Annotated in this window: 19 protein-coding genes, 3 pseudogenes and 1 riboswitch; of the genes and pseudogenes, 8 read left to right on the forward strand and 14 right to left on the reverse strand. The window is 61.2% G+C overall.

Annotation, left to right across the window (positions count from 1 at the left end; all coding sequences use genetic code 11):
- Positions 1-126: 126 nt before the first annotated feature.
- Positions 127-411, forward strand: a complete 285-nt coding sequence (locus ACZ5M5_RS28520; protein ID WP_092477216.1) for a fructose-bisphosphate aldolase — start codon at positions 127-129, stop codon at positions 409-411.
- Between the two features lie 145 nt (positions 412-556).
- On the opposite strand, the pseudogene ACZ5M5_RS28525 reads toward ACZ5M5_RS28520, so the two are convergent.
- The 8 genes and pseudogenes from ACZ5M5_RS28525 to tkt form a co-directional block, all read right to left on the reverse strand.
- Positions 557-643 (reverse strand): annotated as a pseudogene (locus ACZ5M5_RS28525) (nucleoid-structuring protein H-NS); the annotation flags it as partial.
- A 120-nt stretch (positions 644-763) separates the two neighbouring features.
- Positions 764-1,939, reverse strand: coding sequence for an integrase core domain-containing protein (locus ACZ5M5_RS28530; protein ID WP_464738285.1), 1,176 nt, complete (start codon positions 1,937-1,939; stop codon positions 764-766).
- A 250-nt stretch (positions 1,940-2,189) separates the two neighbouring features.
- Positions 2,190-3,254 (reverse strand): class II fructose-bisphosphate aldolase, encoded by a 1,065-nt coding sequence (fba, locus tag ACZ5M5_RS28535; protein WP_003177554.1) that lies wholly within the window; start codon positions 3,252-3,254, stop codon positions 2,190-2,192.
- 274 nt (positions 3,255-3,528) lie between these two features.
- Positions 3,529-3,864: an MliC family protein gene (locus tag ACZ5M5_RS28540; RefSeq protein ID WP_060740251.1), complete on the reverse strand. Its 336-nt coding sequence runs from the start codon at positions 3,862-3,864 to the stop codon at positions 3,529-3,531.
- A 56-nt stretch (positions 3,865-3,920) separates the two neighbouring features.
- Complete coding sequence (locus ACZ5M5_RS28545) at positions 3,921-4,145, reverse strand: hypothetical protein (protein ID WP_060740250.1); 225 nt, start codon at positions 4,143-4,145, stop codon at positions 3,921-3,923.
- Positions 4,146-4,176: 31 nt separating this feature from the next.
- Positions 4,177-5,340, reverse strand: a complete 1,164-nt coding sequence (locus ACZ5M5_RS28550) for a phosphoglycerate kinase (protein ID WP_060740249.1) — start codon at positions 5,338-5,340, stop codon at positions 4,177-4,179.
- A gap of 24 nt (positions 5,341-5,364) precedes the next feature.
- On the reverse strand, positions 5,365-6,420 hold the full coding sequence (gene epd, locus ACZ5M5_RS28555) for an erythrose-4-phosphate dehydrogenase (RefSeq protein WP_060740248.1): 1,056 nt from the start codon (positions 6,418-6,420) through the stop codon (positions 5,365-5,367).
- 151 nt (positions 6,421-6,571) lie between these two features.
- Positions 6,572-8,568, reverse strand: a pseudogene (tkt, locus tag ACZ5M5_RS28560) (transketolase).
- 310 nt (positions 8,569-8,878) lie between these two features.
- On the opposite strand from tkt, the gene ACZ5M5_RS28565 reads away from it, so the two are divergent.
- Together ACZ5M5_RS28565 and metK are read left to right on the forward strand one after the other, a co-directional pair.
- A complete protein-coding gene (locus ACZ5M5_RS28565; protein WP_092176560.1) occupies positions 8,879-9,874 on the forward strand; it encodes an ArsR/SmtB family transcription factor in 996 nt (331 codons plus the stop codon).
- Between the two features lie 19 nt (positions 9,875-9,893).
- A complete protein-coding gene (metK, locus tag ACZ5M5_RS28570) occupies positions 9,894-11,084 on the forward strand; it encodes a methionine adenosyltransferase (RefSeq protein WP_060740245.1) in 1,191 nt (396 codons plus the stop codon).
- 224 nt (positions 11,085-11,308) lie between these two features.
- On the opposite strand, the gene ACZ5M5_RS28575 is transcribed toward metK, so the two are convergent.
- Positions 11,309-11,929: a LysE family translocator gene (locus tag ACZ5M5_RS28575; protein WP_464738286.1), complete on the reverse strand. Its 621-nt coding sequence runs from the start codon at positions 11,927-11,929 to the stop codon at positions 11,309-11,311.
- Positions 11,930-12,135: 206 nt separating this feature from the next.
- On the opposite strand from ACZ5M5_RS28575, the gene ligB reads away from it, so the two are divergent.
- The gene (ligB, locus tag ACZ5M5_RS28580; protein WP_464738287.1) at positions 12,136-13,809 is read left to right on the forward strand and encodes an NAD-dependent DNA ligase LigB; all 1,674 of its coding nucleotides are present in this window, start codon (positions 12,136-12,138) and stop codon (positions 13,807-13,809) included.
- 90 nt (positions 13,810-13,899) lie between these two features.
- Positions 13,900-14,295 (forward strand): DUF1090 domain-containing protein, encoded by a 396-nt coding sequence (locus ACZ5M5_RS28585; RefSeq protein ID WP_060740242.1) that lies wholly within the window; start codon positions 13,900-13,902, stop codon positions 14,293-14,295.
- Positions 14,296-14,343: 48 nt separating this feature from the next.
- Here ACZ5M5_RS28585 and ACZ5M5_RS28590 read toward each other — a convergent pair whose 3' ends face one another.
- Complete coding sequence (locus tag ACZ5M5_RS28590; RefSeq protein WP_060740241.1) at positions 14,344-14,793, reverse strand: c-type cytochrome; 450 nt, start codon at positions 14,791-14,793, stop codon at positions 14,344-14,346.
- A 125-nt stretch (positions 14,794-14,918) separates the two neighbouring features.
- Between ACZ5M5_RS28590 and mltA the strand changes: the two are divergent.
- Positions 14,919-16,105: pseudogene (mltA, locus tag ACZ5M5_RS28595) on the forward strand (murein transglycosylase A).
- A gap of 153 nt (positions 16,106-16,258) precedes the next feature.
- On the opposite strand, the gene ACZ5M5_RS28600 reads toward mltA, so the two are convergent.
- Positions 16,259-16,642: an MAPEG family protein gene (locus ACZ5M5_RS28600; RefSeq protein WP_060740239.1), complete on the reverse strand. Its 384-nt coding sequence runs from the start codon at positions 16,640-16,642 to the stop codon at positions 16,259-16,261.
- Positions 16,643-16,680: 38 nt separating this feature from the next.
- Positions 16,681-17,514 carry an EamA family transporter gene (locus ACZ5M5_RS28605; RefSeq protein WP_103310285.1) on the reverse strand — a complete coding sequence of 278 codons (834 nt, stop codon included), beginning with the start codon at positions 17,512-17,514 and terminating at the stop codon, positions 16,681-16,683.
- A gap of 206 nt (positions 17,515-17,720) precedes the next feature.
- Here ACZ5M5_RS28605 and ACZ5M5_RS28610 point away from each other — a divergent pair, with 206 nt between their 5' ends.
- Entirely contained in the window at positions 17,721-18,881 is a 1,161-nt protein-coding gene (locus ACZ5M5_RS28610) for an MFS transporter (RefSeq protein ID WP_464738288.1), read from the forward strand.
- 246 nt (positions 18,882-19,127) lie between these two features.
- Entirely contained in the window at positions 19,128-21,071 is a 1,944-nt protein-coding gene (locus tag ACZ5M5_RS28615; protein ID WP_103310287.1) for a patatin-like phospholipase family protein, read from the forward strand.
- A gap of 38 nt (positions 21,072-21,109) precedes the next feature.
- On the opposite strand, the gene ACZ5M5_RS28620 is transcribed toward ACZ5M5_RS28615, so the two are convergent.
- Together ACZ5M5_RS28620 and ACZ5M5_RS28625 are read right to left on the reverse strand one after the other, a co-directional pair.
- Entirely contained in the window at positions 21,110-21,991 is an 882-nt protein-coding gene (locus ACZ5M5_RS28620; RefSeq protein WP_060740236.1) for a formate/nitrite transporter family protein, read from the reverse strand.
- 231 nt (positions 21,992-22,222) lie between these two features.
- Positions 22,223-22,624, reverse strand: a complete 402-nt coding sequence (locus ACZ5M5_RS28625) for an acyl-CoA thioesterase (protein WP_060740235.1) — start codon at positions 22,622-22,624, stop codon at positions 22,223-22,225.
- Positions 22,625-22,814: 190 nt separating this feature from the next.
- A riboswitch (S-adenosyl-L-homocysteine riboswitch) is annotated at positions 22,815-22,921 on the forward strand.
- Positions 22,922-22,939: the final 18 nt, after the last annotated feature.

A 22,939-nucleotide genomic window follows, 5' to 3' on the forward strand; every position in this document is an offset into this window, starting at 1 on the left:
CGCGCGGGAGATCTTTGGGTCTGCCGAGTTTGATTCCTCTTCGGTCTGCGAACCCGCGCGTAGCTGCCACCCGTTTGTTTCGCAGCGAAAAGGTGGCATTTCTTTTTTTTTGAGGAATTAAACCTTATGACGTCGAATCAATCGTCCAACAGCTTCACCCCGCTAACCCCAATCGCAACCACCCACCCCGTCCTGTTCATCGATAAAACCGCCCCACTGCCCGAACTCCACGCCTGCGCCAGCGAACGCCTGCATGCCACCCTCGACTACCTGACGCTGATGGCCTGCACCACACTGCGCGATTCGGCCGAGACCGACATCAACACCATCACCAACATCGCCCGAATCATGGTCCAGGATGTAGCGGATGTCTTTGGGGTGATTGAACAGCGCGGGCTCGAAGGGCAATAAAGCTTCCCGTAGGAAGAAGCCTGCAAACTCAATATCTTCATCGACAGTAACATTGCCTTCGCGAGCAAGCTCGCTCCCACAGGAGAAACGCGATCACATCAAGAATCAGGTCGGCTATAAGGCCGCCTCGGCGGGCTTTTGATCTGGGGGCCCCGTTGACCACGCTGGCCGAACGCAGGTATTGCGCAGTGGGCACCTCGGCATGGATGCCGAGGTAGCCGCGCTGGGCCATGGATGGCCCTTCGCGGCGGCCCACGGAGCAATGCCGGAGTGAGGGCACACCGAGCCTAGGCGAGGTGCCGAGTGGTGGGGCAATGTACGGGACAACCACATGGGTTACAAAAAAGTGCATTCACATAGGTGACACTTTGATTGAAACATAGCCGTTCTTTGCGTCCCTGGCGTTGACGTGACCTAGGATCACCGGACCGAAGATCACATTCCATACTCCGTCTTTGATCATCTCCATTCCAATGTTTTGATGCCTGAGCAGATTCCCCACGTATATCCGCAGACCCGCTCGGTTAATGATTCCGCAACTATCAGCCAGGTAACACTCAACATGGCTCGCATACCCCATTTCCGGTAGCTTTTCCGGGTAAGCTCGGGTTGAGGGTGTATAGCAGGAGGCCGGGGTTTTCTGGCCGAGAGCCTCGTGTCCCCGCTCGTGATTGTAGTGCTGCATAAATCGATCAAAGTGTTTTTGCTGAGCCTCCCAGGCAATGGCTGGCGGTTTGGGAAAAGTACTTTTTAATGTCCGGTGCATGCGCTCATGACGCCCATTTTGATCTGGCCGACCGGGCTCAATTCGCTCAGGAATAATCCCAAGTCGCAACCACCAGATCGACAACTGCGATAGCCCTGCACGACCCGTACTGGCAAACGGCACGCCGTTATCGGTGCGGATGCGCTCAGGCATCCCGTATTCGCGAAAAACGCGCTCGAAGGTTTGCTGGGTCTCCTTGAGATTGGTATTGGCCATGCTCTCGCAGGCAAGCAAGAAGCGACTGGCATGATCCATGATCGTCAGTGGATAGCACCAAACGCCCGCCCCGGTGAGAAATTGGCCCTTGTAATCTGCGCTGAAGAGCTGATTAGGCGTTTCTGCCTTACGCAAAGGCTTGGGATAGACAGCGACACGCTGGCGCAACGGTCGAGACGTAATCAAGTCCGCTGCCTTAAGGATGTTGTAGATAGTCGTCTTCGACGGCGGATCCTGTCCCGGAAAACGTTTCATCAGGTCGTTCTGAATCTTTTTAGGACCCGGAACCGTTTCGCCAGTAGAGCGAAACTCAATGATTGCCTGCCTCACAACCAATGGCACCACATAGGTTTGGTTGTGCCGTCGGCGGCTACGTTCGTCGAGCCCACTGGGTCCCTCCAGCTCATAGCGCTCGACCCATTTGTAGCCAGTCTTTCGGCTGATCTGATAGTCCTGGCACAGCCGGCTAAAGCTGTACTTTTCAGACAGATACTCAGCGATGAACATCACTTTGAGGTCCATAGGTTTCAGCTCTCTCCAGGGCATGGTCAGATCCTCGCGAAATCGACCCTGCCAGTTAAAAACTGTTACCTATGTGCGTGAACTGATTTGTAACCCATGTGGGTGAGTCATACCGCAAAGACCTTTTGGTTACTTTTGGGGCGTTTGCCAAAAGTGACCCGCCGTAAGGGCGGAACCATAAGCCGCCGTTACCCAAGAAACGGATATACACACAAACCCCACCCATAAAAAAACCCGCATCACTGCGGGTTTTCTCACACCACTGAAGGAAGCCTTAGTTAACCTTGGCGTTCAACTCACCCTTCAAATACCGCTGATACATCGCTTCCAGCGAGATCGGCTTGATCTTCGAAGCATTACCGGCAGTCCCAAACGCCTCATAACGCGCAATGCACACATCACGCATGGCCGTCACAGTAGCGCCAAAGAACTTACGCGGATCAAACTCACTCGGGTTGGTCGCCATCAAACGACGCATGGCACCGGTAGAGGCCAGGCGCAGGTCAGTGTCGATGTTGACCTTGCGCACGCCGTACTTGATGCCTTCGACGATCTCCTCAACCGGCACGCCGTAGGTTTCCTTGATGTCGCCGCCGTACTGGTTGATGATCGCCAGCCACTCTTGCGGTACCGAGGACGAACCGTGCATCACCAAGTGGGTGTTGGGGATGCGCTTGTGGATTTCCTTGATGCGGTCGATGGCCAGCACGTCGCCGGTAGGTGGCTTGGTGAACTTGTAGGCGCCGTGGCTGGTGCCGATGGCGATGGCCAGGGCGTCGACCTGGGTTTTCTTGACGAAGTCCGCCGCTTCTTCCGGGTCGGTCAGCATCTGGCTGTGGTCCAGCACGCCTTCGGCACCGATGCCGTCTTCTTCACCGGCCATGCCGGTTTCCAACGAACCCAGGCAACCCAGTTCGCCTTCCACGGAAACGCCGCAGGCGTGGGCCATGGCCACGGTCTGCTGGGTAACCCGGACGTTGTATTCGTAGTCGGTCGGGGTCTTGCCGTCTTCGCCCAGGGAACCGTCCATCATCACCGAGCTGAAGCCCAGTTGGATGGAGCGCTGGCAGACGTCCGGGCTGGTGCCGTGGTCCTGGTGCATGCACACCGGGATGTGCGGGAATTCTTCGATCGCCGCCAGGATCAGGTGGCGCAGGAACGGCGCGCCGGCGTATTTGCGGGCACCGGCCGAAGCCTGGACGATCACCGGAGAGTCAGTCTTGTCAGCGGCTTCCATGATGGCGCGCATCTGCTCAAGGTTGTTGACGTTAAAGGCTGGAACGCCGTAGCCGAACTCGGCTGCGTGGTCCAGCATCTGACGCATGCTGATAAGTGCCATTGTGTCTCTCTCCCGGTCGAGGGTCGTTAATCGTGCCAGCCTGCCGGAGCGGCGGCGGCTATTCAAGTCATTGCGGATCGGGGGTTGGCCCGAGCTGCGTGTTCGGTATCGCTAAACCCAAATACTGACGCGATCCCTGTGGGAGCGAGCTTGCTCGCGATGAGGGCGGTACATTCAACATCACTGTTGCCTGGTACACCGCTATCGCGAGCAAGCTCGCTCCCACACTGGATCTGCCCCCACATTTGGATCTGTGTGGATCAGTTCAATCGTATTACTGCGCCTTGCAACCACGCCCAATCAAGTCATTGGTGGCGACCCAGTAAACCAGGCCTTCCTCACCCTTGACGTGAAAGGCCAGCATGTCATCGCTGTACAGCGAACCTTCAGCACCCGGCTCAAGCTTGAGGCGATAAACCTTATCGGCGCCGCCCAGGCGTACATCGACTTCCTTGCGGGTGGCATCGGTGTAGCGCCAGAGCACTTTGGCCTCGCTGTCACAGGTCCAGCTCGTCCAGCCCTCTGCAACGGGCTCGGACGACTGCAAAAAACCCAGTTGCGAACAACCGGCCAGCAATGCCAACGCCATAACGGCGATCAAGCCTTTCATCCGTGTTCCTCGACGGACGGCACACGCCGCCTGCCATGAGTTAAGAGTCAGACCCGTCAAGGACAACCATGTTCCTTGGCCGGGGTTTGCGTCTCGTATTTGTCCAGGCCGTCCGGTCCGGAACGCTTGTTCAGCACCGGATTCGTCTCGGCCTGCCAGTCGGCCTGGTAACAGCCTTCTTCGGGCGTCGGCGTGTCGGTCTGCGAGGCCGGAGCCTCCGGCCTGCTCGAGCAAGCCACCAGCATCGTTGTCGCCAGCAGCAACGTGAACGTCTTGACCATCAGAACACTCCTTTGCCTGGTCAACGCAGCCTCAGGCCTTGGCCCGGCTTTCCAGGACTTCCACGGCCGGCAACACTTTGCCTTCGACGAACTCGAGGAATGCGCCGCCACCGGTGGAAATGTAGGAGATCTGCGCGGCCACGCCATATTTGTCGATGGCCGCCAGGGTGTCGCCGCCGCCAGCGATAGAGAACGCGGAGCTTTCGGCGATGGCCTGGGCCAACACCTTGGTGCCGTTGCCGAACTGGTCGAACTCGAACACGCCGACCGGGCCGTTCCACAGGATCGTCTGGGAGGATTTCAGCAATTGGGCGAAGTTGGCTGCGGTTTGCGGGCCGATGTCGAGGATCATGTCGTCGTCGGCCACGTCGGCCACCAGCTTGACGGTGGCCGTCGCGCTTTCAGCGAATTCCTTGGCCACGACCACGTCCACCGGCAACGGTACGCTGACCTTGGCGGCGATTTCCCGGGCGGTGTCCAGCAGGTCCGGCTCGTACAGGGATTTGCCGACCGGGTGACCGGCGGCGGCGAGGAACGTGTTGGCGATGCCGCCACCGACGATCAACTGGTTGCACACCTGGCTCAGGCTGTTGAGCACGTCCAGCTTGGTGGAGACCTTGGAGCCGGCCACAATGGCGGCCATCGGCTGGGCCGGCGAGCCCAGTGCCTTGCCCAGTGCGTCCAGTTCGGCCGCCAGCAACGGGCCTGCGGCGGCGACTTTGGCGAATTTCGCCACGCCATGGGTCGAACCCTCGGCGCGGTGAGCGGTGCCGAAGGCGTCCATCACGAATACGTCGCACAGGGCGGCGTATTGCTGGGCCAATTCGTCGGCGTTCTTTTTCTCGCCCTTGTTGAAGCGCACGTTTTCGAACAGCACGACATCACCGGCCTTCACATCGACGCCGCCCAGGTAGTCCGCGACCAACGGCACGTCGCGGCCCAGGGCACGGCTCAAGTAATCGGCTACCGGCTTGAGGCTGTTTTCCGCCGAGAACTCGCCTTCGGTCGGGCGGCCCAGGTGGGAGCAGACCATCACGGCCGCGCCTTTTTCCAAGGCCAGCTTGATGGTCGGCAGCGAAGCCAGGATACGCGCGTCGCTGGTGACAACACCGTCCTTGACGGGGACGTTGAGGTCTTCGCGGATCAGTACGCGCTTACCTTGCAGATCGAGGTCGGACATCTTCAACACGGTCATGGGTCGCAATTCCTGGGTAACTGTTTAGAGAGCAGGTTTTTTCGAAGCGGTTTGCAGGTAATGCTCGGCAACGTCCAGCATTCGGTTGGCAAACCCCCATTCGTTGTCGAACCAGGCCAGGATGTTCACAAGCCGCGGCCCGGAAACACGGGTCTGGCTGGCATCGACAATGGCCGAATGAGGGTCATGGTTAAAATCACAACTGGCGTGAGGCAACTCGGTGTAAGCCAGGAGGCCTTTGAGCGGGCCGCTGGTGGCGGCTTCGCGCAGGATCCGGTTGACCTCGGTGGCGTCGGTATCGCTCACGGTCTGCATCGTGATGTCGAGGCAGGACACGTTGACCGTCGGCACCCGCACGGCTTTGGCCTGAATTCGCCCGGCAAGTTCCGGCAGCAGCCGTTCGATGCCGCGCGCCAGACCAGTGGACACCGGAATCACCGATTGGAACGCCGAACGGGTGCGGCGCAAGTCCTCATGGTGGTAGGCGTCGATCACTGGCTGGTCGTTCATCGCCGAGTGGATCGTGGTGATCGACACGTATTCCAGACCAATGGCCTGGTCCAGCAGGCGCAACAGCGGCACGCCGCAGTTGGTGGTGCAGGACGCGTTGGACACCAGCAACTCTTCGCCGGTCAGGCAATCCTGGTTCACACCGTAGACAATGGTGGCGTCGACATCCGCTTCGCTGGCCATCGGCTGGGAGAACAGCACCCGTGGCGCGCCGGCCGCGAGAAAACGCTGGCCGTCTTCGCGGGTGTGGTAGGCACCGGAACACTCGAGCACCAGATCGACACCCAGGGACGCCCAATCGATGCCTTCGGGGGTGGCGCTGCGCAGCACTTTCACGCAGTCGCCATTGATATGCAGACAATCGCCCTCGACCCGCACTTCACCGGGAAACCGGCCGTGAGTGGAGTCAAAGCGTGTCAGGTATTCGATGCTGGCCATGTCGGCCAGGTCATTGATCGCCACGATCTCGAAATCGGCCTTGGCCCCTCGCTCGAACAACGCACGCAAGACGCAACGACCTATCCGGCCGTAGCCGTTGAGTGCAACTTTGTAGGGACGCGGTTGGGGCATGGGGTTCTCGGTTACCGTGGTGAATCCTTCAGTCCAGTATTGCCTGGGCCACCGCTATCGCGAGCAAGCTCGCTCCCACAGGGCCGGTGAAAATCCTTGTGGGAGCGAGCTTGCTCGCGATGGCGTCAGCCCGGACGACGCAACTTTCGGATCAGTCTTCCAGCAGCTCTTCAGCCTGACCCAGGATGTTTTCCAGGGTGAAGCCGAACTCCTCGAACAGCGCCGGCGCAGGCGCCGATTCGCCGTAGGTGGTCATGCCGATCACGCGGCCTTCCAGGCCCACGTACTTGTACCAGTAATCGGCATGGGCAGCCTCGATGGCGATCCGTGCGCTGACTTGCAGCGGCAACACCGCCTGCTTGTAGCCAGCATCCTGGGCATCGAACACGCTGGTGCACGGCATGGACACGACGCGTACGTTGCGGCCCTGCTCGGTCAGCTTGTCGTAGGCCTGGACGGCCAGGCCGACTTCGGAGCCGGTGGCGATCAGGATCAGTTCAGGCTCGCCGATGCAGTCCTTGAGCACGTAGCCGCCGCGCGTGATGTCGCCGATCTGGTCGGCATCGCGGTTCTGATGCTGCAGGTTCTGACGGGAGAAGATCAGCGCCGATGGGCCGTCGTTACGCTCAAGGGCGTATTTCCAGGCCACTGCCGATTCCACGGCGTCGCAGGGACGCCAGGTGTCCAGGTTCGGCGTGCAGCGCAGGCTCGCCAGTTGCTCGATCGGCTGGTGCGTCGGACCGTCTTCGCCCAGGCCGATGGAGTCGTGGGTGAACACATACAGGATGCGTTTTTTCATCAGCGCCGACATGCGCACGGCGTTGCGGGCGTATTCCATGAACATCAGGAAAGTGGCGCCGTAAGGTACCAGGCCACCGTGCAGCGCAACGCCGTTCATGATTGCGCTCATGCCGAACTCGCGAACGCCGTAGTACATGTAGTTGCCGCTGGCATCTTCGGCGCTGACGCCTTTGCAGCCTTTCCACAGGGTCAGGTTGGAACCGGCCAGGTCCGCCGAACCGCCCAGCAGTTCCGGCAGCAGTGGGCCGAAGGCATTCAGGGTGTTCTGGCTGGCCTTGCGGCTGGCGATGGTTTCGCCCTTGGCGGCGACTTCAGCGATGTACGCCGAGGCTTTTTCGGCGAAGTCGGCCGGCAGCTCGCCGCTGAGGCGACGCACCAGCTCGTTTGCCAGCGCGGGGAATTCGGCGGAATAGGCAGCGAAACGCTGGTCCCACTCGGCTTCGAGCGCACGGCCCTTTTCCTTGGCATCCCATTCGGCGTAGATGTCGGCCGGGATTTCGAACGGGCCATGGTTCCATTTCAGCGCAGCGCGGGTCAGGGCGATTTCCTCGGCCCCAACGGTGCGCCGTGGCAATCTTCCTTGCCTTGCTTGTTCGGCGAGCCGAAGCCGATGGTGGTCTTGCAGCAGATCAGGGTCGGCTGGGCGCTTTTGCGAGCGGTCTCGATGGCGGTCTTGATTTCTTCCGGATCGTGGCCGTCGACGTTGCGAATCACCAGCCAGTTGTAGGCTTCGAAGCGCTTGGGGGTGTCGTCGGTGAACCAGCCTTCGACTTCGCCATCGATGGAGATGCCGTTGTCGTCGTAGAACGCGATCAGCTTGTCCAGGCCCAGGGTGCCGGCCAGGGAGGCGACTTCATGGGAAATGCCTTCCATCATGCAGCCATCGCCCAGGAACACGTAGGTGTGGTGGTCGACGACGTTATGACCTGGGCGGTTGAACTGCGCTGCCAGGACTTTTTCCGCCAGGGCAAAACCCACGGCGTTGGCCAGGCCCTGGCCCAACGGGCCGGTGGTGGTTTCCACGCCTGGGGTGTAGCCGTATTCCGGGTGGCCCGGGGTGCGGCTGTGCAACTGGCGGAAGTTCTTCAGGTCATCGATCGACAGGTCATAGCCGGTCAGGTGCAGCAGCGAGTAGATCAACATCGAACCATGGCCGTTGGACAGCACGAAGCGGTCACGGTCGGCGAACGAGGGATTGCTCGGGCTGTGCTTGAGGTAGTCGCGCCAAAGCACCTCGGCGATATCCGCCATACCCATGGGGGCACCGGGATGGCCGCTGTTGGCTTTCTGCACGGCATCCATGCTGAGGGCACGAATGGCATTGGCACGCTCACGACGGCTGGGCATCGCTGTTCTCCTGCGGGTATTGAATCGAGAATGAATAAAACGAAACTGAAAAAGGCGAGCATTTTCCCTCACCCACCCGCTCCGGGGCAATGACAGATAGTCATCCTTGAGCGTTTTTCCGGTGGATAAAGTCGCATTCGCCGGGTGAAACCTTTCCGCTGATGGCCTGTAGAGTCAAGCACGGAGTGGGAAGTGCCATTTATCAACCAATATCAAAACTTTTTGATATTGAACTTGCGATGATTCAAACCCCTCACTAGACTGCCTCACTGAAACGGACCGCCCCACTCATGAAACAGACGGCCCCACGATGAACCTGCCCGCGCCCTCCATTCGTCACGACGACTGCGATGAGCTGGCGGCCCTTTGCAAGGCCGGCGGCGATCCGTTGCGGCTCAATGTATTGCGCGCCCTGGCCAACGACTCGTTCGGCGTGCTGGAACTGGCGCAGATCTTCGGCATCGGCCAGTCCGGCATGAGTCACCACCTCAAGGTCCTGGCCCAGGCCGACCTGGTGGCGACCCGCCGGGAAGGCAACGCCATTTTCTATCGTCGCGCCCTGCCCCACACCGACCTGCTGGGCGGCAAGCTGCACGCGGCGCTGCTGGACGAAGTGGACGCACTGAGCCTGCCGACCGACGTGCAGGCTCGCATCACCCAGGTTCACGGGCAGCGGGCGGCCGCCAGCCAGGACTTCTTCGCACGGGTCGCCGAGAAGTTTCGCGCCCAGCAAGATCTGATCGCCGGCTTGCCGCAATACCGTGAAAGCGTGGTGGCGCTGCTCGACAAATTGAGCTTCGAGCCTGCGGCCACGGCGATCGAAGTCGGCCCCGGCGATGGCGCCTTTCTGCCGGAGCTGGCGCGGCGCTTCAGTCAGGTGACGGCACTGGACAACAGCCCGGCCATGCTCGAACTGGCGCGCCAGGTGTGTGAGCGCGAGGCCCTGGCTAACGTGCGCCTGCAACTGGCCGATGCACTGGATGGCATGAGCCTGCAGGCCGACTGCGTGGTATTGAACATGGTGCTGCATCATTTCGCCGCGCCGGCCGATGCACTCAAGCACATGGCCCGCCTGCTGCAACCGGGCGGCAGCCTGCTGGTGACCGAGTTATGCAGCCACAACCAGAGCTGGGCCAGGGAAGCCTGCGGCGACCTCTGGCTCGGCTTTGAACAGGACGACCTGGCCCGCTGGGCCACCGCAGCGGGCCTCGTGCCCGGGGAAAGCCTCTATGTAGGCTTACGTAATGGTTTCCAGATCCAGGTTCGCCACTTTCAGCGACCCACTGGCGACACTCACCAACGGTAACTTGTAGGAAAACATCGAGATGAGCGAATACTCCCTTTTCACCTCCGAGTCCGTGTCTGAAGGGCATCCGGACAAAATCGCCGACCAGATTTCTGATGCGGTGCTGGACGCCATCATTGCTGAAGACAAGTTCGCCCGCGTGGCGTGCGAGACTCTGGTGAAAACGGGCGTGGCGATCATCGCTGGCGAAGTCACCACGTCGGCCTGGGTCGACCTGGAACAGATCGTTCGCGACGTCATCCTGGGCATCGGCTACAACAGCTCCGACGTCGGCTTCGACGGCGCAACCTGCGGCGTGATGAACATCATCGGCAAGCAGTCCCCGGACATCAACCAGGGCGTTGACCGGGCCAAGCCTGAAGACCAGGGCGCAGGCGACCAGGGCCTGATGTTCGGCTACGCCAGCAACGAGACCGACGTGCTGATGCCGGCCCCGATCACCTTCTCGCACCAGTTGGTTAAACGCCAGGCCGAGGCCCGTAAATCCGGCCTGCTGCCGTGGCTGCGCCCGGACGCCAAGTCCCAGGTGACCTGCCGTTACGAAGGCGGCAAGGTGGTCGGTATCGACGCCGTCGTCCTGTCGACCCAGCACAACCCCGAGGTGTCCTACAAAGACCTGCGTGAAGGTGTGATGGAACTGATCGTCAAGCACGTGCTGCCTGCCGAGTTGCTGTCCAAGGACACCCAGTTCCACATCAACCCGACCGGCCAGTTCATCATCGGCGGCCCGGTGGGCGACTGCGGCCTGACCGGTCGCAAGATCATCGTCGACAGCTATGGTGGCATGGCCCGTCACGGCGGTGGCGCGTTCTCCGGCAAGGATCCATCGAAGGTTGACCGCTCGGCCGCCTACGCCGGTCGTTATGTCGCCAAGAACATCGTGGCCGCCGGACTGGCCGAGCGCTGCGAGATCCAGGTGTCCTACGCCATTGGCGTCGCCCAGCCTACGTCGATCTCGCTGAACACCTTCGGCACCGGCAAGATCGGCGATGACAAGATCATCAACCTGGTCCGCGAAGTGTTCGACCTGCGTCCATACGCCATCACCACCATGCTTGACCTGCTGCACCCGATGTACCAGGAAACCGCCGCCTATGGTCACTTCGGCCGTACGCCAGAGACCAGGACCGTCGATGGCGATACCTTCACCACGTTCACCTGGGAAAAGACCGACCGCGCGGACGCCCTGCGCGCCGCTGCCGGCCTGTAACACCCGCGTGTAAGGAAAAGCCCCTGGCGACTGGGTCGTCAGGGGCTTTTTCATGCCAGGTGCTTGACTACTCAGAGTGCAAAGTCATGCCAGGTTCTTGTGGCGGGAGAATTTATCTGTGGGAGCAAGGCTTGCCCGCGATGAGGACAACGCGGTCCCTGCGGTAACGAGGCGCCTGTATCGCGGGCAAGCCTTGCTCCCACAAAATCCCCTCGTCATGGCGCTCAAGAGCGCCGTGCCACCAGCAAAAACGAAGCCGCACTGGCGAGCAGCCCCGCACACATCCGATTGAACAGGCGTTTGCCACTGGGCCGGGCAAACAGCCGCCGCGCGTAAATGCCCATGTAGCAATACAACCCGATGGCGATGCACTCCAGCGCGAGGAACAAGCCGCCCAGCACGGCGAATTGTTGGGTGACGGTACCTGTACGGTCGACGAATTGCGGCAGGAACGCAGTGAACAACAAAATTGCCTTCGGATTACCAATCGCCACCAGGAACTCCTGGCGCGCCAGGCCGGCCCGGGTCATCGATGCGAGCCCGGCTTCGCTGTCGGCCTCGGGCCGGGCCCGCCATAACTGCACGGCCAGATAGAACAGGTAACCGGCACCAACGAGCTTGATCCCCAGGAACAGCAGCTCCGATGTGTGCAACACGGCGGTGAGCCCCGCCGCAGCCAGGGCGATCATGATCGCAAACGCCAGCAACCGACCGACGCCACCGCTGCACGCCCGGACGAAGCCATAACGCGAGGCGTTGCTGATAGAGAGCAGGTTGTTCGGCCCCGGCGCCATGTTCAGCGCAAAGCAGGCCGGAATGAAAACAGCGAGTGTCGGCAGGTCCATTCGGGCGTTCCAGGCAGAGGTGGATCGAAGGCTCATTCTGCACCGGTCATTGAGGGGTTCAAGGGACAGTTGCGTGGCGAAATCCCGCAGGACTGTACCGCCGCGACTTTGCCACCAGGCGCCGCAAAATCCGGTAACGCTCCGCCCCTCGCAACAACCGGGACGCTGACTAGCCTTCAGATACTCAACCGAGCAAGGATGCTTCGATGCCACCGTTCCTCTATGCCCTCGCCTGTCTCGTATTCATGGCCCTCCCCGCGCTATCCGCACCCTGTCCCGACTGGCCCGCTGAACGGGCCCGGGCGGAGATCGCCGCACTGCAACAACAAATCGACACCTGGGACGACCGTTACCACCGCCTCGGCCAATCGCTGGTGGCCGATGAGCTTTATGATCAGTCCCGCACACAGCTGGGCCAATGGCGCCGCTGCTTCGATCTCGCGGCGCCCGACAATCCCCTGCGCTCAGCGGGCGGAAAGGTGCGGCACCCCATCGTCCATACCGGCCTGGAAAAACTGAAGGACGCCGACGCCGTGGAGGCCTGGCTGCTCGGTCGAGAGGACGTCTGGGCGCAACCGAAAGTCGATGGCGTGGCGGTCTCCCTGGTTTACCGCACGGGTCGCCTGCATCAGGCGATCAGCCGCGGCGATGGCGTCCTGGGGCATGACTGGACCGCGAGTGCGCACCAGATCGGCGCCATCGCGCAGCAACTGCGCCAGCCCGTGGACCTGGTCGTCCAGGGCGAGTTGTACTGGCGCCTGGACGCCCATGTCCAAGCCAGCCACGGCAGCCTGAATGCCCGCGCAACCGTGGCGGGCTTGATGGCGCGCAACAATTTGACGGCGCAGGAGGCATCCTCCATCGGCCTGTTTGTCTGGGACTGGCCTGAAGGGCCCGGCACCCTGCCAGAGCGGATGGCCGCGCTGAACGCGCTGGGTTTCGCTGACACCCACGACTACAACCAACCTGTCCGGACACTGAGGGATGCCCAGCGGTGGCGCGACCACTGGTATCGCACGCCGCAGGCCTTCGCCAGTGACGGGATCGTCCTGCGCCAGAGCCGCCGTCCACCCGCCGACCGCTGGCAGGCCAGGACGCCGTTCTGGAGCGTGGCCTGGAAATACCCGTATGCCCAGGCCCTGGCCGAAGTGCGCAAGGTGCGCTTCAAGGTCGGGCGTACCGGGCGCATCACCCCTGTGTTGGAACTCGAACCGCCCCTGCTCGACGACCGGCGGATTCGCCGGGTCAGCGTCAGTTCCCTCAAGCGCTGGGAGGAGATGGACATCCGTCCCGGCGATCGGGTTGCCATCAGCCTGGCCGGGCTGACCATTCCACGCCTCGACGAGGTGGTGCTGCGCAGCCTCGAGCGCCAAGACGTCAATGCCCCCACGGCAAGCAATCACCACTTCTTGAGTTGCTGGCAAGCGACGCCCGGCTGTGAAAGCCAATTCCTCGCCCGCCTGAACTGGCTCAGCGGCAAGCACGGGCTCGCCCTGGCCCATGTCGGCCCCGGCACCTGGGAAAAACTCCTGGCTGCCGGCAGGCTTCACGGATTGTTGGATTGGTTGACCCTCGATGCCGCCGAGCTTGCTAACATTGACGGCTTCGGCGAACGCACTAGCGCGCGCCTGCTCGCCAGCCTCGACAGCGCCCGGCAACGCCCTTTCGGGCAATGGCTCAAGGCCTTGGGCCTGCCACCCATCGGTGAGGCCCGGCTGGAAGGGCCGTGGCAGGCGCTGGCCGAGCGCAGCACCGAACAATGGCAAGCCGAAGTCGGCATCGGAGCGGGACGCGCCGCGCAATTGAGCGCCTTTTTTCGCGACCCGCAGGTGCTGGCCTTGAGTGACGTATTACGCTCCGCCGGGGTCGACGGTTTTTAATCCGGCCCCCGTGCGGTTGAACCCAAGGGGCGAACATGCGTTCCAACAGCGCATCTGTACCGACCGCTCGCGATTTTTTACGGAGTTGCTATGAATTTCCTGTCCCCCGTTGCCCTGTTGGTCTTATGCAGCGCCATGGCCGCCCCTTTGCTGGCGGACGAACAAACCCCGGAACTCACCGGCTGCGCGGCCAAGCGCCAGGGCATCATCAACCAGATCGAACTGGCCAAGTCCCGTGGCAACCAGGACCAGCAGGCAGGCCTGGAAACCGCATTGAGTGAAGTCACCACCCATTGCACCGATGCGTCCTTGCGCAAGGAGCGTGAAAACAAGGTACTCGATGCCAAGCACGAGGTCAGCCGGCGTCAGGCCGACCTGGAAAAGGCCATGAAGAAAGGCGACGCCGAGCGGATCAACAAACGCAAGGACAAGCTGGCAACCTCCCGCAAGGAGTTGCAGGAAGCGGTGGATGAGTTGGATAAGTGAACACCCGATCTGTAGGCGCTGGCGAAGCCTGCGATCCTTCAAGGCATGTCAATAATCCCGAAACTCTTTATGACAGGCACTGCACGCATCTTCGACCTTCTGCACCGCCGGCCCCAGGTAACTGGCCCTGTAAGGCTGGACTTTGCTGGCGGTCACCAACTCACCGGTGGCCGCTTCAAGGTTGCGGGCCAGTTCCTGAAAGCGTGCCTGTTTTTGCCAGACGTCATCCCGGGCGCTGGTGTGGTCTTGCTCGCGCACTTGCGGGAAGTGCTTCCACGGCTCATGGGACAATTGGTCCAGTTGCGCCGCGCCCTCGGCGAAACGTGCGCCATCGAACGGAACTCGGCCGCGCAACATGCCGCCCAGCTCTTCGTTGGTCTTGAGCATCTGCTTGAAAATCGTCTTGCGCTGGCCCAGGGGAGAATTGGGATCGACGCCGCCACAGGCGGACAACATCAGGCAGGCCAGCACGGCCATGGAAAATCGTTTTACAAACATCTTGGCCTCGGGGCAGGAAACGGCGGTTAGTATCCTCGGGTCATCGGTAAAGACCAATGGCCCTATCAACAATACGGGTTGTTCGAGCGCCTGACAGCGCCCGAATGGCTGCAAAGGAAATCTTCATGAACAGCCGCATCAAGCCCTGGCACAAAGGCCTGGCATTGACCCTACCGCTGATCGCACTGTTGGCCGGTTGTAACCGCGGCGAAAAGGTCGAAGAACCTCAGACCCATGCCCTCGCCACCTATGTCAGCGCCCCTGGGAGGCGCTGCCAGCGGTGTCCGATGCAGACCTGCTGGCCGGTTTCGGTTCCTGGCGCAGCGCGTGCACCCGGCTCAAGGCCGATGCGACCTGGGGTCCGACCTGTGCGGCAGCGGCCAACGTGCCGCAAACCCCACAGGATGTACGCAACTTCCTGAAACAGAACCTGGACGTCTATGGCCTGCGCTCGGGGGACAACAGCCCCAACGGCCTGATTACCGGCTATTACGAGCCGGTCTACCCCGGCAGCCTCACCCAGACCACCACGGCGAATATCCCGGTCTACGGTGTACCGGAGGACATGATCATCGTGTCGCTGGACAGCATCTACCCTGAGCTCAAGGGCAAACGCCTGCGCGGCCGCCTCGAAGGCCGGGTGCTCAAGCCGTACGACGACGCGGCCACCATCGAGACCAATGGCGTGAAGGCGCCGGTCATTGCCTGGCTGACCGATCCCATGAACCTGCAATTCCTGCAGATCCAGGGTTCGGGACGCATTCAACTGGCCGATGGCCGCCAACTGCGCATCGGCTATGCCGACCAGAACGGCCATCCCTACCGCCCCATCGGACGCTGGCTGGTCGAACAAGGCGAACTCAAGAAAGAAGACGTGACCATGGGCACCATCAGTGCCTGGGCCAAGGCCAACCCGAACCGCATTCCCGAATTGCTCGCCAGCAACCCCAGCTACGTGTTCTTCAACCGCAACCCCGACAGCAACGAAGGCCCACGAGGTTCGCTGAATGTACCTCTGACCGCTGGCTACAGCGTGGCGGTGGACCGCAAGGTGATTCCGCTGGGCAGCCTGCTGTGGTTATCCACCACTCGCCCCGACGGCAGCGCCTTGAACCGCCCCGTCGCCGCCCAGGACACTGGTGGTGCGATTACCGGCGAAGTGCGGGCGGACCTGTTCTGGGGCACGGGTGAAGCGGCAGGCCAACTGGCCGGGGACATGAAACAGCAGGGGCAGATCTGGATGCTCTGGCCCAAGGGCATGGTGTTGCCGCAAGTACCTCAGGTGGCGAATGCGGTGACCGCCAACCCTTGAGAAATGGATTGAGGGTACAGGCCCCATCGCGAGCAAGCTCGCTCCCACAGTCGATCGCCAGTGGACACATATCTTGTGTGCGGCTAGATCCAAGTGGGAGCGAGCTTGCTCGCGATAAGGCCAGTACAGACGCCGACGATTCAGCCGCCAGGCTCAAATCGAAACGAAGAAGAAACTCGCCACCAACCCTACCCCCACGAACCACACCAGCGAACGCAGAATCGCCCAGTCCGCCAGATAGCAAATGATGTAGAGCAGGCGGCTGGTGATGAACAGCACCGCCAGCACGTTGATGGTAACCAGTTCGGCGTTGCCGGCCAGGTGCGCGACGATCACGGCGGCGGCGAAAAACGGGCTGATTTCAAAGCTGTTCAGTTGCGCCGCGTAGGCGCGCCGGGGAGCGCCTTCGAGCGAGTCCAGAAAATCCCGGGGGTCGTGATTATCCTGCAACCGGTATTTCCCACCGGCCTTGGCGATCCCGATACACAGGTAAGGCAGGAGAAAAGCAATCAACACACACCACAGGGCAACTGTCATACCGCACTTCCTTTTTGAGTTTTATAGAGAGTCGAGCGTCAGGCTTTCATCACCAGCATGCCAATCAGCACCAGCCCGCAGGCTAAGAGCCGCGGCAAGCCAAAAGGTTCTTTCAGATAGCGCATGCCGAACAGCACCACCAGGATCACGCTGATTTCCCGCAACGCCGCCGCTTCGGCGATCGAGCCCAGTTGCATGGCCCACAGCACCAGAGCGTAGCTGAACAATACGCAGAATCCGACCGCCAACCCCAGCCGCCACTGCTCGTGCCAGAACCGCATGAACGCCGGCCGTTTGCTCACCAACGCCAGCACGGGGAAGGGCCAGGCGCTGAGCAGCGTGACCCAGACCAGGTAATCCAGCGGATGGGACCAACGCCGCAGGGCATGGCCGTCGATAAAGGTGTAGCAACCGATGCACAGGCCGATCAACGCCACCACCGGCAACATCGACCACGGCAGCCGATCGCCGCCACCGCCCTGCCACAACAGGCAAAGCATGCCGAACGGGATCAGCAAGATACCGATGACCTGCTGGGTCGTCAGCGCTTCACCGGCGAAAATAAACGTCAGGGCCAGCACCACCAGCGGCGACAGGCCACGCATCAGTGGATACACCAACCCCAGGTCACCGACCCGATAAGCCTGGATCAGCAAATAGCGGTACAACAGCTCGAACGCCGCCGAGGCCAGGATCCACGGCCAGATCTCCAACGGCGGCAATGCCACGAAACCCAGGGCCAACGCGACGAACAGCAAGGCGACGCTGTCCATGCACGCCACCACCAGCAAACGCTCGCCACTGAATTTGATCAGCGTATTCCACGCCGCATGCAACAGCGCCGCTACCAACACCAAGGCCGTCGCAAGCACGGCACGCTCCTTGTCTTCTCCCCGCCCCTACGATCAGCGGGCTCATGAATTGATTCGCGATCGTTTATACTTCAAGCCGATCACGCCGCACTCAGTTGCGCATAAGCCAATTCCAATAATTCTGCTGCTGCCAAGTTCACTAGAACCGGGCGCCGGCATGCGTATGCCTGATCCGGGCGTCAAGACTACAGACAGAGACCTTGCGCATGCCACTCGCCTTGCTTGCTTTGGCCGTTGCCGCTTTTGGCATCGGCACGACTGAATTCGTCATCATGGGGCTGTTGCCCGATGTCGCCCGGGACCTGGCCGTGAGCATTCCCCAGGCCGGGCTGCTGATCACCGGCTACGCCCTGGGCGTGGTGTTCGGTGCGCCGATCCTGGCGATCGGCACCGCCAACATGCCGCGCAAGGCCACGCTGTTGGGCATGACCCTGATGTTCATTCTCGGCAATGTGCTCTGCGCCCTGGCGCCGAACTACACCACGCTGATGGCTGCCCGGGTGATCACGGCGCTGTGCCACGGGGCGTTCTTCGGCATCGGCTCGGTGGTGGCCGCCGGGCTGGTGGCGCCGAACAAGCGGGCCCAGGCGATTGCCATGATGTTCACCGGCCTGACCCTGGCCAACGTGCTGGGCGTCCCGTTGGGCACGGCCCTGGGTCAATACGCCGGCTGGCGCTCGACTTTCTGGGCGGTCTCGATCATCGGCGTGATCGCGGCCATTGCCCAATGGGTCTGGCTGCCCAAGGAAATTCCCATGGACAAAGCCAACCTGGCCAGTGAGTTCAAGGTCCTGGGCAAGGCCAACGTGTTGCTCGCCCTGGGCATGAGCGTACTGGCCTCTACCAGTCTGTTCAGCGTATTCACCTACATCGCGCCGATCCTGCAGGACATCACCGATGTCAGCCCCCACGGCATCACCGTCATGCTGCTGTTGTTCGGCGTCGGCCTGACGGCCGGCAGCTTCCTCGGTGGACGCCTGGCGGACCGGCGCCTGCTGCCTTCGCTCGTCGGCATGGCCCTGGCCGTGGTGCTGGTATTGGCCGCGTTCAGCCAGACCAGCCGGTCGGTGATCCCGGCGGCAATCACCCTGGTGCTGTGGGGCATCTTCGCCTTCGCCCTGTGCCCGATCCTGCAATTGCTGATCATCGACCAGGCCCACGAAGCACCGAACCTCGGCTCCACACTCAACCAGAGCGCATTCAACCTGGGCAACGCCGCCGGGGCCTGGATGGGTGGGTTGGTGGTGGCCAGCGGTGCCGACCTGGCGGATCTACCCTGGACCGGAGCAGCGGTCGGCGGCCTCACGGTATTGACCGCATTGTTCTTTATTCAGCGACAACGACGCTTGGCGGCAGTCGCTGTTTGAGGGCCTGAGAAATATGCCCTGCCCATGAGCGAATGGGCGACGCCTTCAGTAAGACTTAGCCCCCCAGCCATGCGAGCTGTTTTACCAGCCCTCCAGAAGCCTTGTTCCAGAGCGTTTCGCATTGACATCCGCCGGGTACTGCTTGTAGCCGGCGGATGTTTGTCCAATTGAGTCGCAACGAAATTAGCCTTCAGATCTTGCTTACAGTTCGGCCCCCTCCCTCCCGGGCACACGGAACGAACCAGAATGCTAGCAATCTCGCAATACACCCCCTCCCTTCACACGTTTGAAAACGCAGGCCAGCCCGCAAAGCAAGCCATCCCTGAACGCCCCCAACAATTGGCATGCGGCGCGACAGACCGGTCGATCACCCTCGTTCGAAATGAAGACGGTAGCGCTCAAGTCAGTATCAATCGGCCTCCCATCACAGAATTGGTGCTCAGTGGCGGTGGCGCCAAGGGGGTGGCGTATTCCGGCTTCGTCGATACGCTCGAAACCAACGGCATCATGGACAATATCAGAACGATTTCAGGCTCCTCTGCGGGGGCCATATCGGCAGCGTTGCTCGCCAGCGGCATGAATCATGCCGGCTTCGATAGGATTTCTGACGATATCCCTCTCATTTCCTTGCTCGACAGCACCAACGCTACTGTTCAAAAAATCCAGAACGGATTGTCGAAGCTGGGCGAGAAACTGGAAAAACTCCCGCTGGCGCAACTGTTGTGTGATTTGCTGCCACGCCTGGGTTCCAAAGGGATGCCACTGGAGAAACTGATCAGGGAGGAAGCTTGCACGTCGCTGTTGCAGCGTTGCAAAGAACACCCGGAGCCTCTTTCCGAAGACGCGCGACAAGCCGTTGCCAATGTGGAAAGGAACCAATACGTCACTTTTGCCGACCTGGCCGTCCTGAGCAAAGAGGTCCCGCAAATCAAATCCGTGGAAATCACCGGCACCGCCATGTTCGAGGAAGGCACGCAATTGGTGGTCTTCAGCGCGGACCTGACCCCCGATATGGACATTGCCGTGGCCGCGCATATCTCCGCATCGCTGCCGGTGGTGTTCAGCCAGCCGACCCTGCAAGGACAGCCGTTCCAAGCGGTGGGCACCACCACGGCATTTGCCGATGGCGGCATCCTGAACAACACACCGGTACCTGCCATCTACAACCCGGCCACCTCCATGAGCCCGATCCCGGACGGCGAGCCGTTGATTCTGGTATTCGAGGCTCAAGAGTCGGCCCAGGAAAGCCCGCGAGGCACGGGCATCTCGGCCCTGATCGATCGGGTGCTCAAGGCTCCCCACACAGCCAGCTCTGCATGGAATGCCGAACAACTGAAGCCCTTTGCCGACAAGACCGTCGTCGTGCCGCTGATAACCGATAAAGGCAATTACTCTGGCCTGGTGAGCGGAACGATCAACTTCAGCATGTCCAAGGAGACCAAGAACCATCTTCAGGAAGAACTGCGCAAGGCTGTTCAAACCCACGTGGACGAGCGCAACACCACGCAGCAGACCTTTTCGTTTGCCTCGGTCGAGGACGCCCTCCTGGCGTTGAGCGACAAGGACTTCGAGCCGCTGAGCATAGAACTGGAAGGCGACGAAGCCTGCGCCGAGGTAATCGCCTTCAGGCGCCACGCACTACTGGCGTTGACGCAATTGAAGGAAGCGATCCAGGCGGCCAACGAAACATCCTCCAAGCTTGAACCCACTTCACAAATGCAGAGCGCCATCTGGGCCCTCGACCAGCTTGCGGACCAGCCCGGCAAGCTGGATTGGTTGGCAAAACGCCTCAACCACGGCAATGACCCGGACTTCATGCAGTTCCTGCAGGCTGCCGCCGAATGGGACAGCGGCGCGACCGGCGCCATTTCCGAGGTGACCCGTCACGCCGTCGAGCAAATGCACCTGCACGACATTGGCACGCGCATCCATAACGTCGTGCAAAACGTGCTGAATCCCGCACGCTTTATCGGCGGCCAGCCCGATGCGAACATCAAGCTGATAAATGGGGTCATCCGGGACCTGCAGGACGTGCAAGATCCAAAGGCCTCCAAAAACTCACTGGAGCAGAAGATCGCGTTCAACAATTCACTCGAACGGGTCATCGCCAACTACAGGTCCCGCTACACGGGGATGCTCGATCCGGAGTCGACAACCCGCAAGACACTGCGCAACATGCAATTCAAATAACCGCCGCTCACGCCGGGAGCCAGGGATCAGGTTCCCGCCTACTCCGAATCGTTGCGCCGCGCAGGCTTATCTGGGCGTTTATCGTTGGGCAGGCCGACTTCGCTGCGGATCTGTGCATGGCTGATCAAAGCGAAGATGAAGCTACCGCCGACGATGTTGCCGGCCAGTGTCGGCCCGGCGAAGACCATCCAGAAGTCCTCCCAGGACAACTGGCCGGCGAACACCAGGTAGGACACTTCGGCCGAGCCGACGACGATGTGGGTGAAATCCCCCAGCGCCATGAGGTAGGTGATCAAAATGATGATCCACATCTTGGCGCTTTCCATGGACGGGATCATCCAGACCATGGTGGCGATCATCCAGCCGGAAATGATGCCCTTGGCGAACATCTGGCCGGTGTCGTTCTCCATGACCTTGCGGCCGATTTCCAGGAAAGCCTGGTCGGTGCGCGGGTCGAAAATCGGCAGATGCAGCATCACGTAGGCCACCAGCAAGGTGCCGCACAGGTTGCCCACCAGCACCACCCCCCACAGCCGCAACAACCGACCGAAGTTGCCCAGCGTGGGTTTGCTCATGATCGGCAGCACGGCGGTCAGGGTGTTTTCGGTGAACAGTTGCTGGCGGGCCAGGATCACCGCGAGAAAGCCGGCGCAGTAACCGAAACTGGCGATGACCTTGAAGCCCTCGTGATCCGGCAGCCGGGAGCTGAGCAAGCCCATCGCCATCAGCGACAGCCCCATGGTCAGTCCCGCCGCCAGCGCCGACCACCAGAGCGCGGCGATACTGCGCTCCAGCTCCAGATTGCCCTGGGTGCGGATGATTTCATGCAACACGGCCGCCCGCGGCGGCTGGTTACGGTCGACTTCGTGCTGCTCCTGAGCCGAAAGGTCAGGGGTCTTGCCGTCTTTGTGGGTGTCCATACAGCTCCTGAACCGGTGGCGTGATGTACCTACGACACGCGGCGTTCAGAGCTGTTCAGTGGCACCCCGAACACAAATGTGGGAGCGAGCTTGCTCGCGATAGCGGTGGGTCGGTTTGCATCGGTGTTGAATGTGCAATCGTCATCGCGAGCAAGCTCGCTCCCACAGGGGAGTCCTCACCGCAGTCCCCTTGTGGGAGCGAGCTTGCTCGCGATGACAGCGCCGCCGATCTCACCCGACGACATCCTCCTTGAACTGATCCTTGACGTACGTGATCTCGGTCCGCCCATGAGGCGCGGGCAAGCCGTCTTCGCCGAGGTTGACGAAGACCATCTTCTCCACGGTCAGGATGCTCTTGCGGGTGATTTTGTTGCGCACCTCGCAGGTCAGGGTGATGGAGGTGCGGCCAAACTCGGTGGCGGTGATGCCCAGCTCGATGATGTCGCCCTGGCGCGAAGCGCTGACGAAATTGATTTCCGAAATGTACTTGGTGACCACGCGCTGGTTGCCCAACTGGACAATGGCGTAGATCGCCGCCTCCTCGTCGATCCAGCGCAACAGGCTGCCGCCGAACAGCGTGCCGTTGGGGTTGAGGTCTTCGGGCTTGACCCATTTGCGGGTGTGGAAATTCATGATCACTCCTGAGCGTCTGGCCGTTGAATAGCCGCATCATGGCAGACCGGGCGGTCAGGCTCTAGGTCGCGGGCCCTATGACGATCATCGGCAATTTCGATTTGCCGACAGAAACCCTTTTGGAAGATCCGATTAGCCCGTTATAATCGCCCCGCTTTACCCGGTCCACCCGTTGGACCGTTCCCGCCACCTGTCCGAGGGGCGCTGCAGCAGGCTCGACCTGTCAGGCTCGGATGGGGCGTTGTTTGTACGGGCCTGCCCGCACGGACACTAAACGCACAACGGCGCCCATTCGCATACATTACGAATGGAGGC

The organism is Pseudomonas sp. Van50, assembly GCF_055390755.1.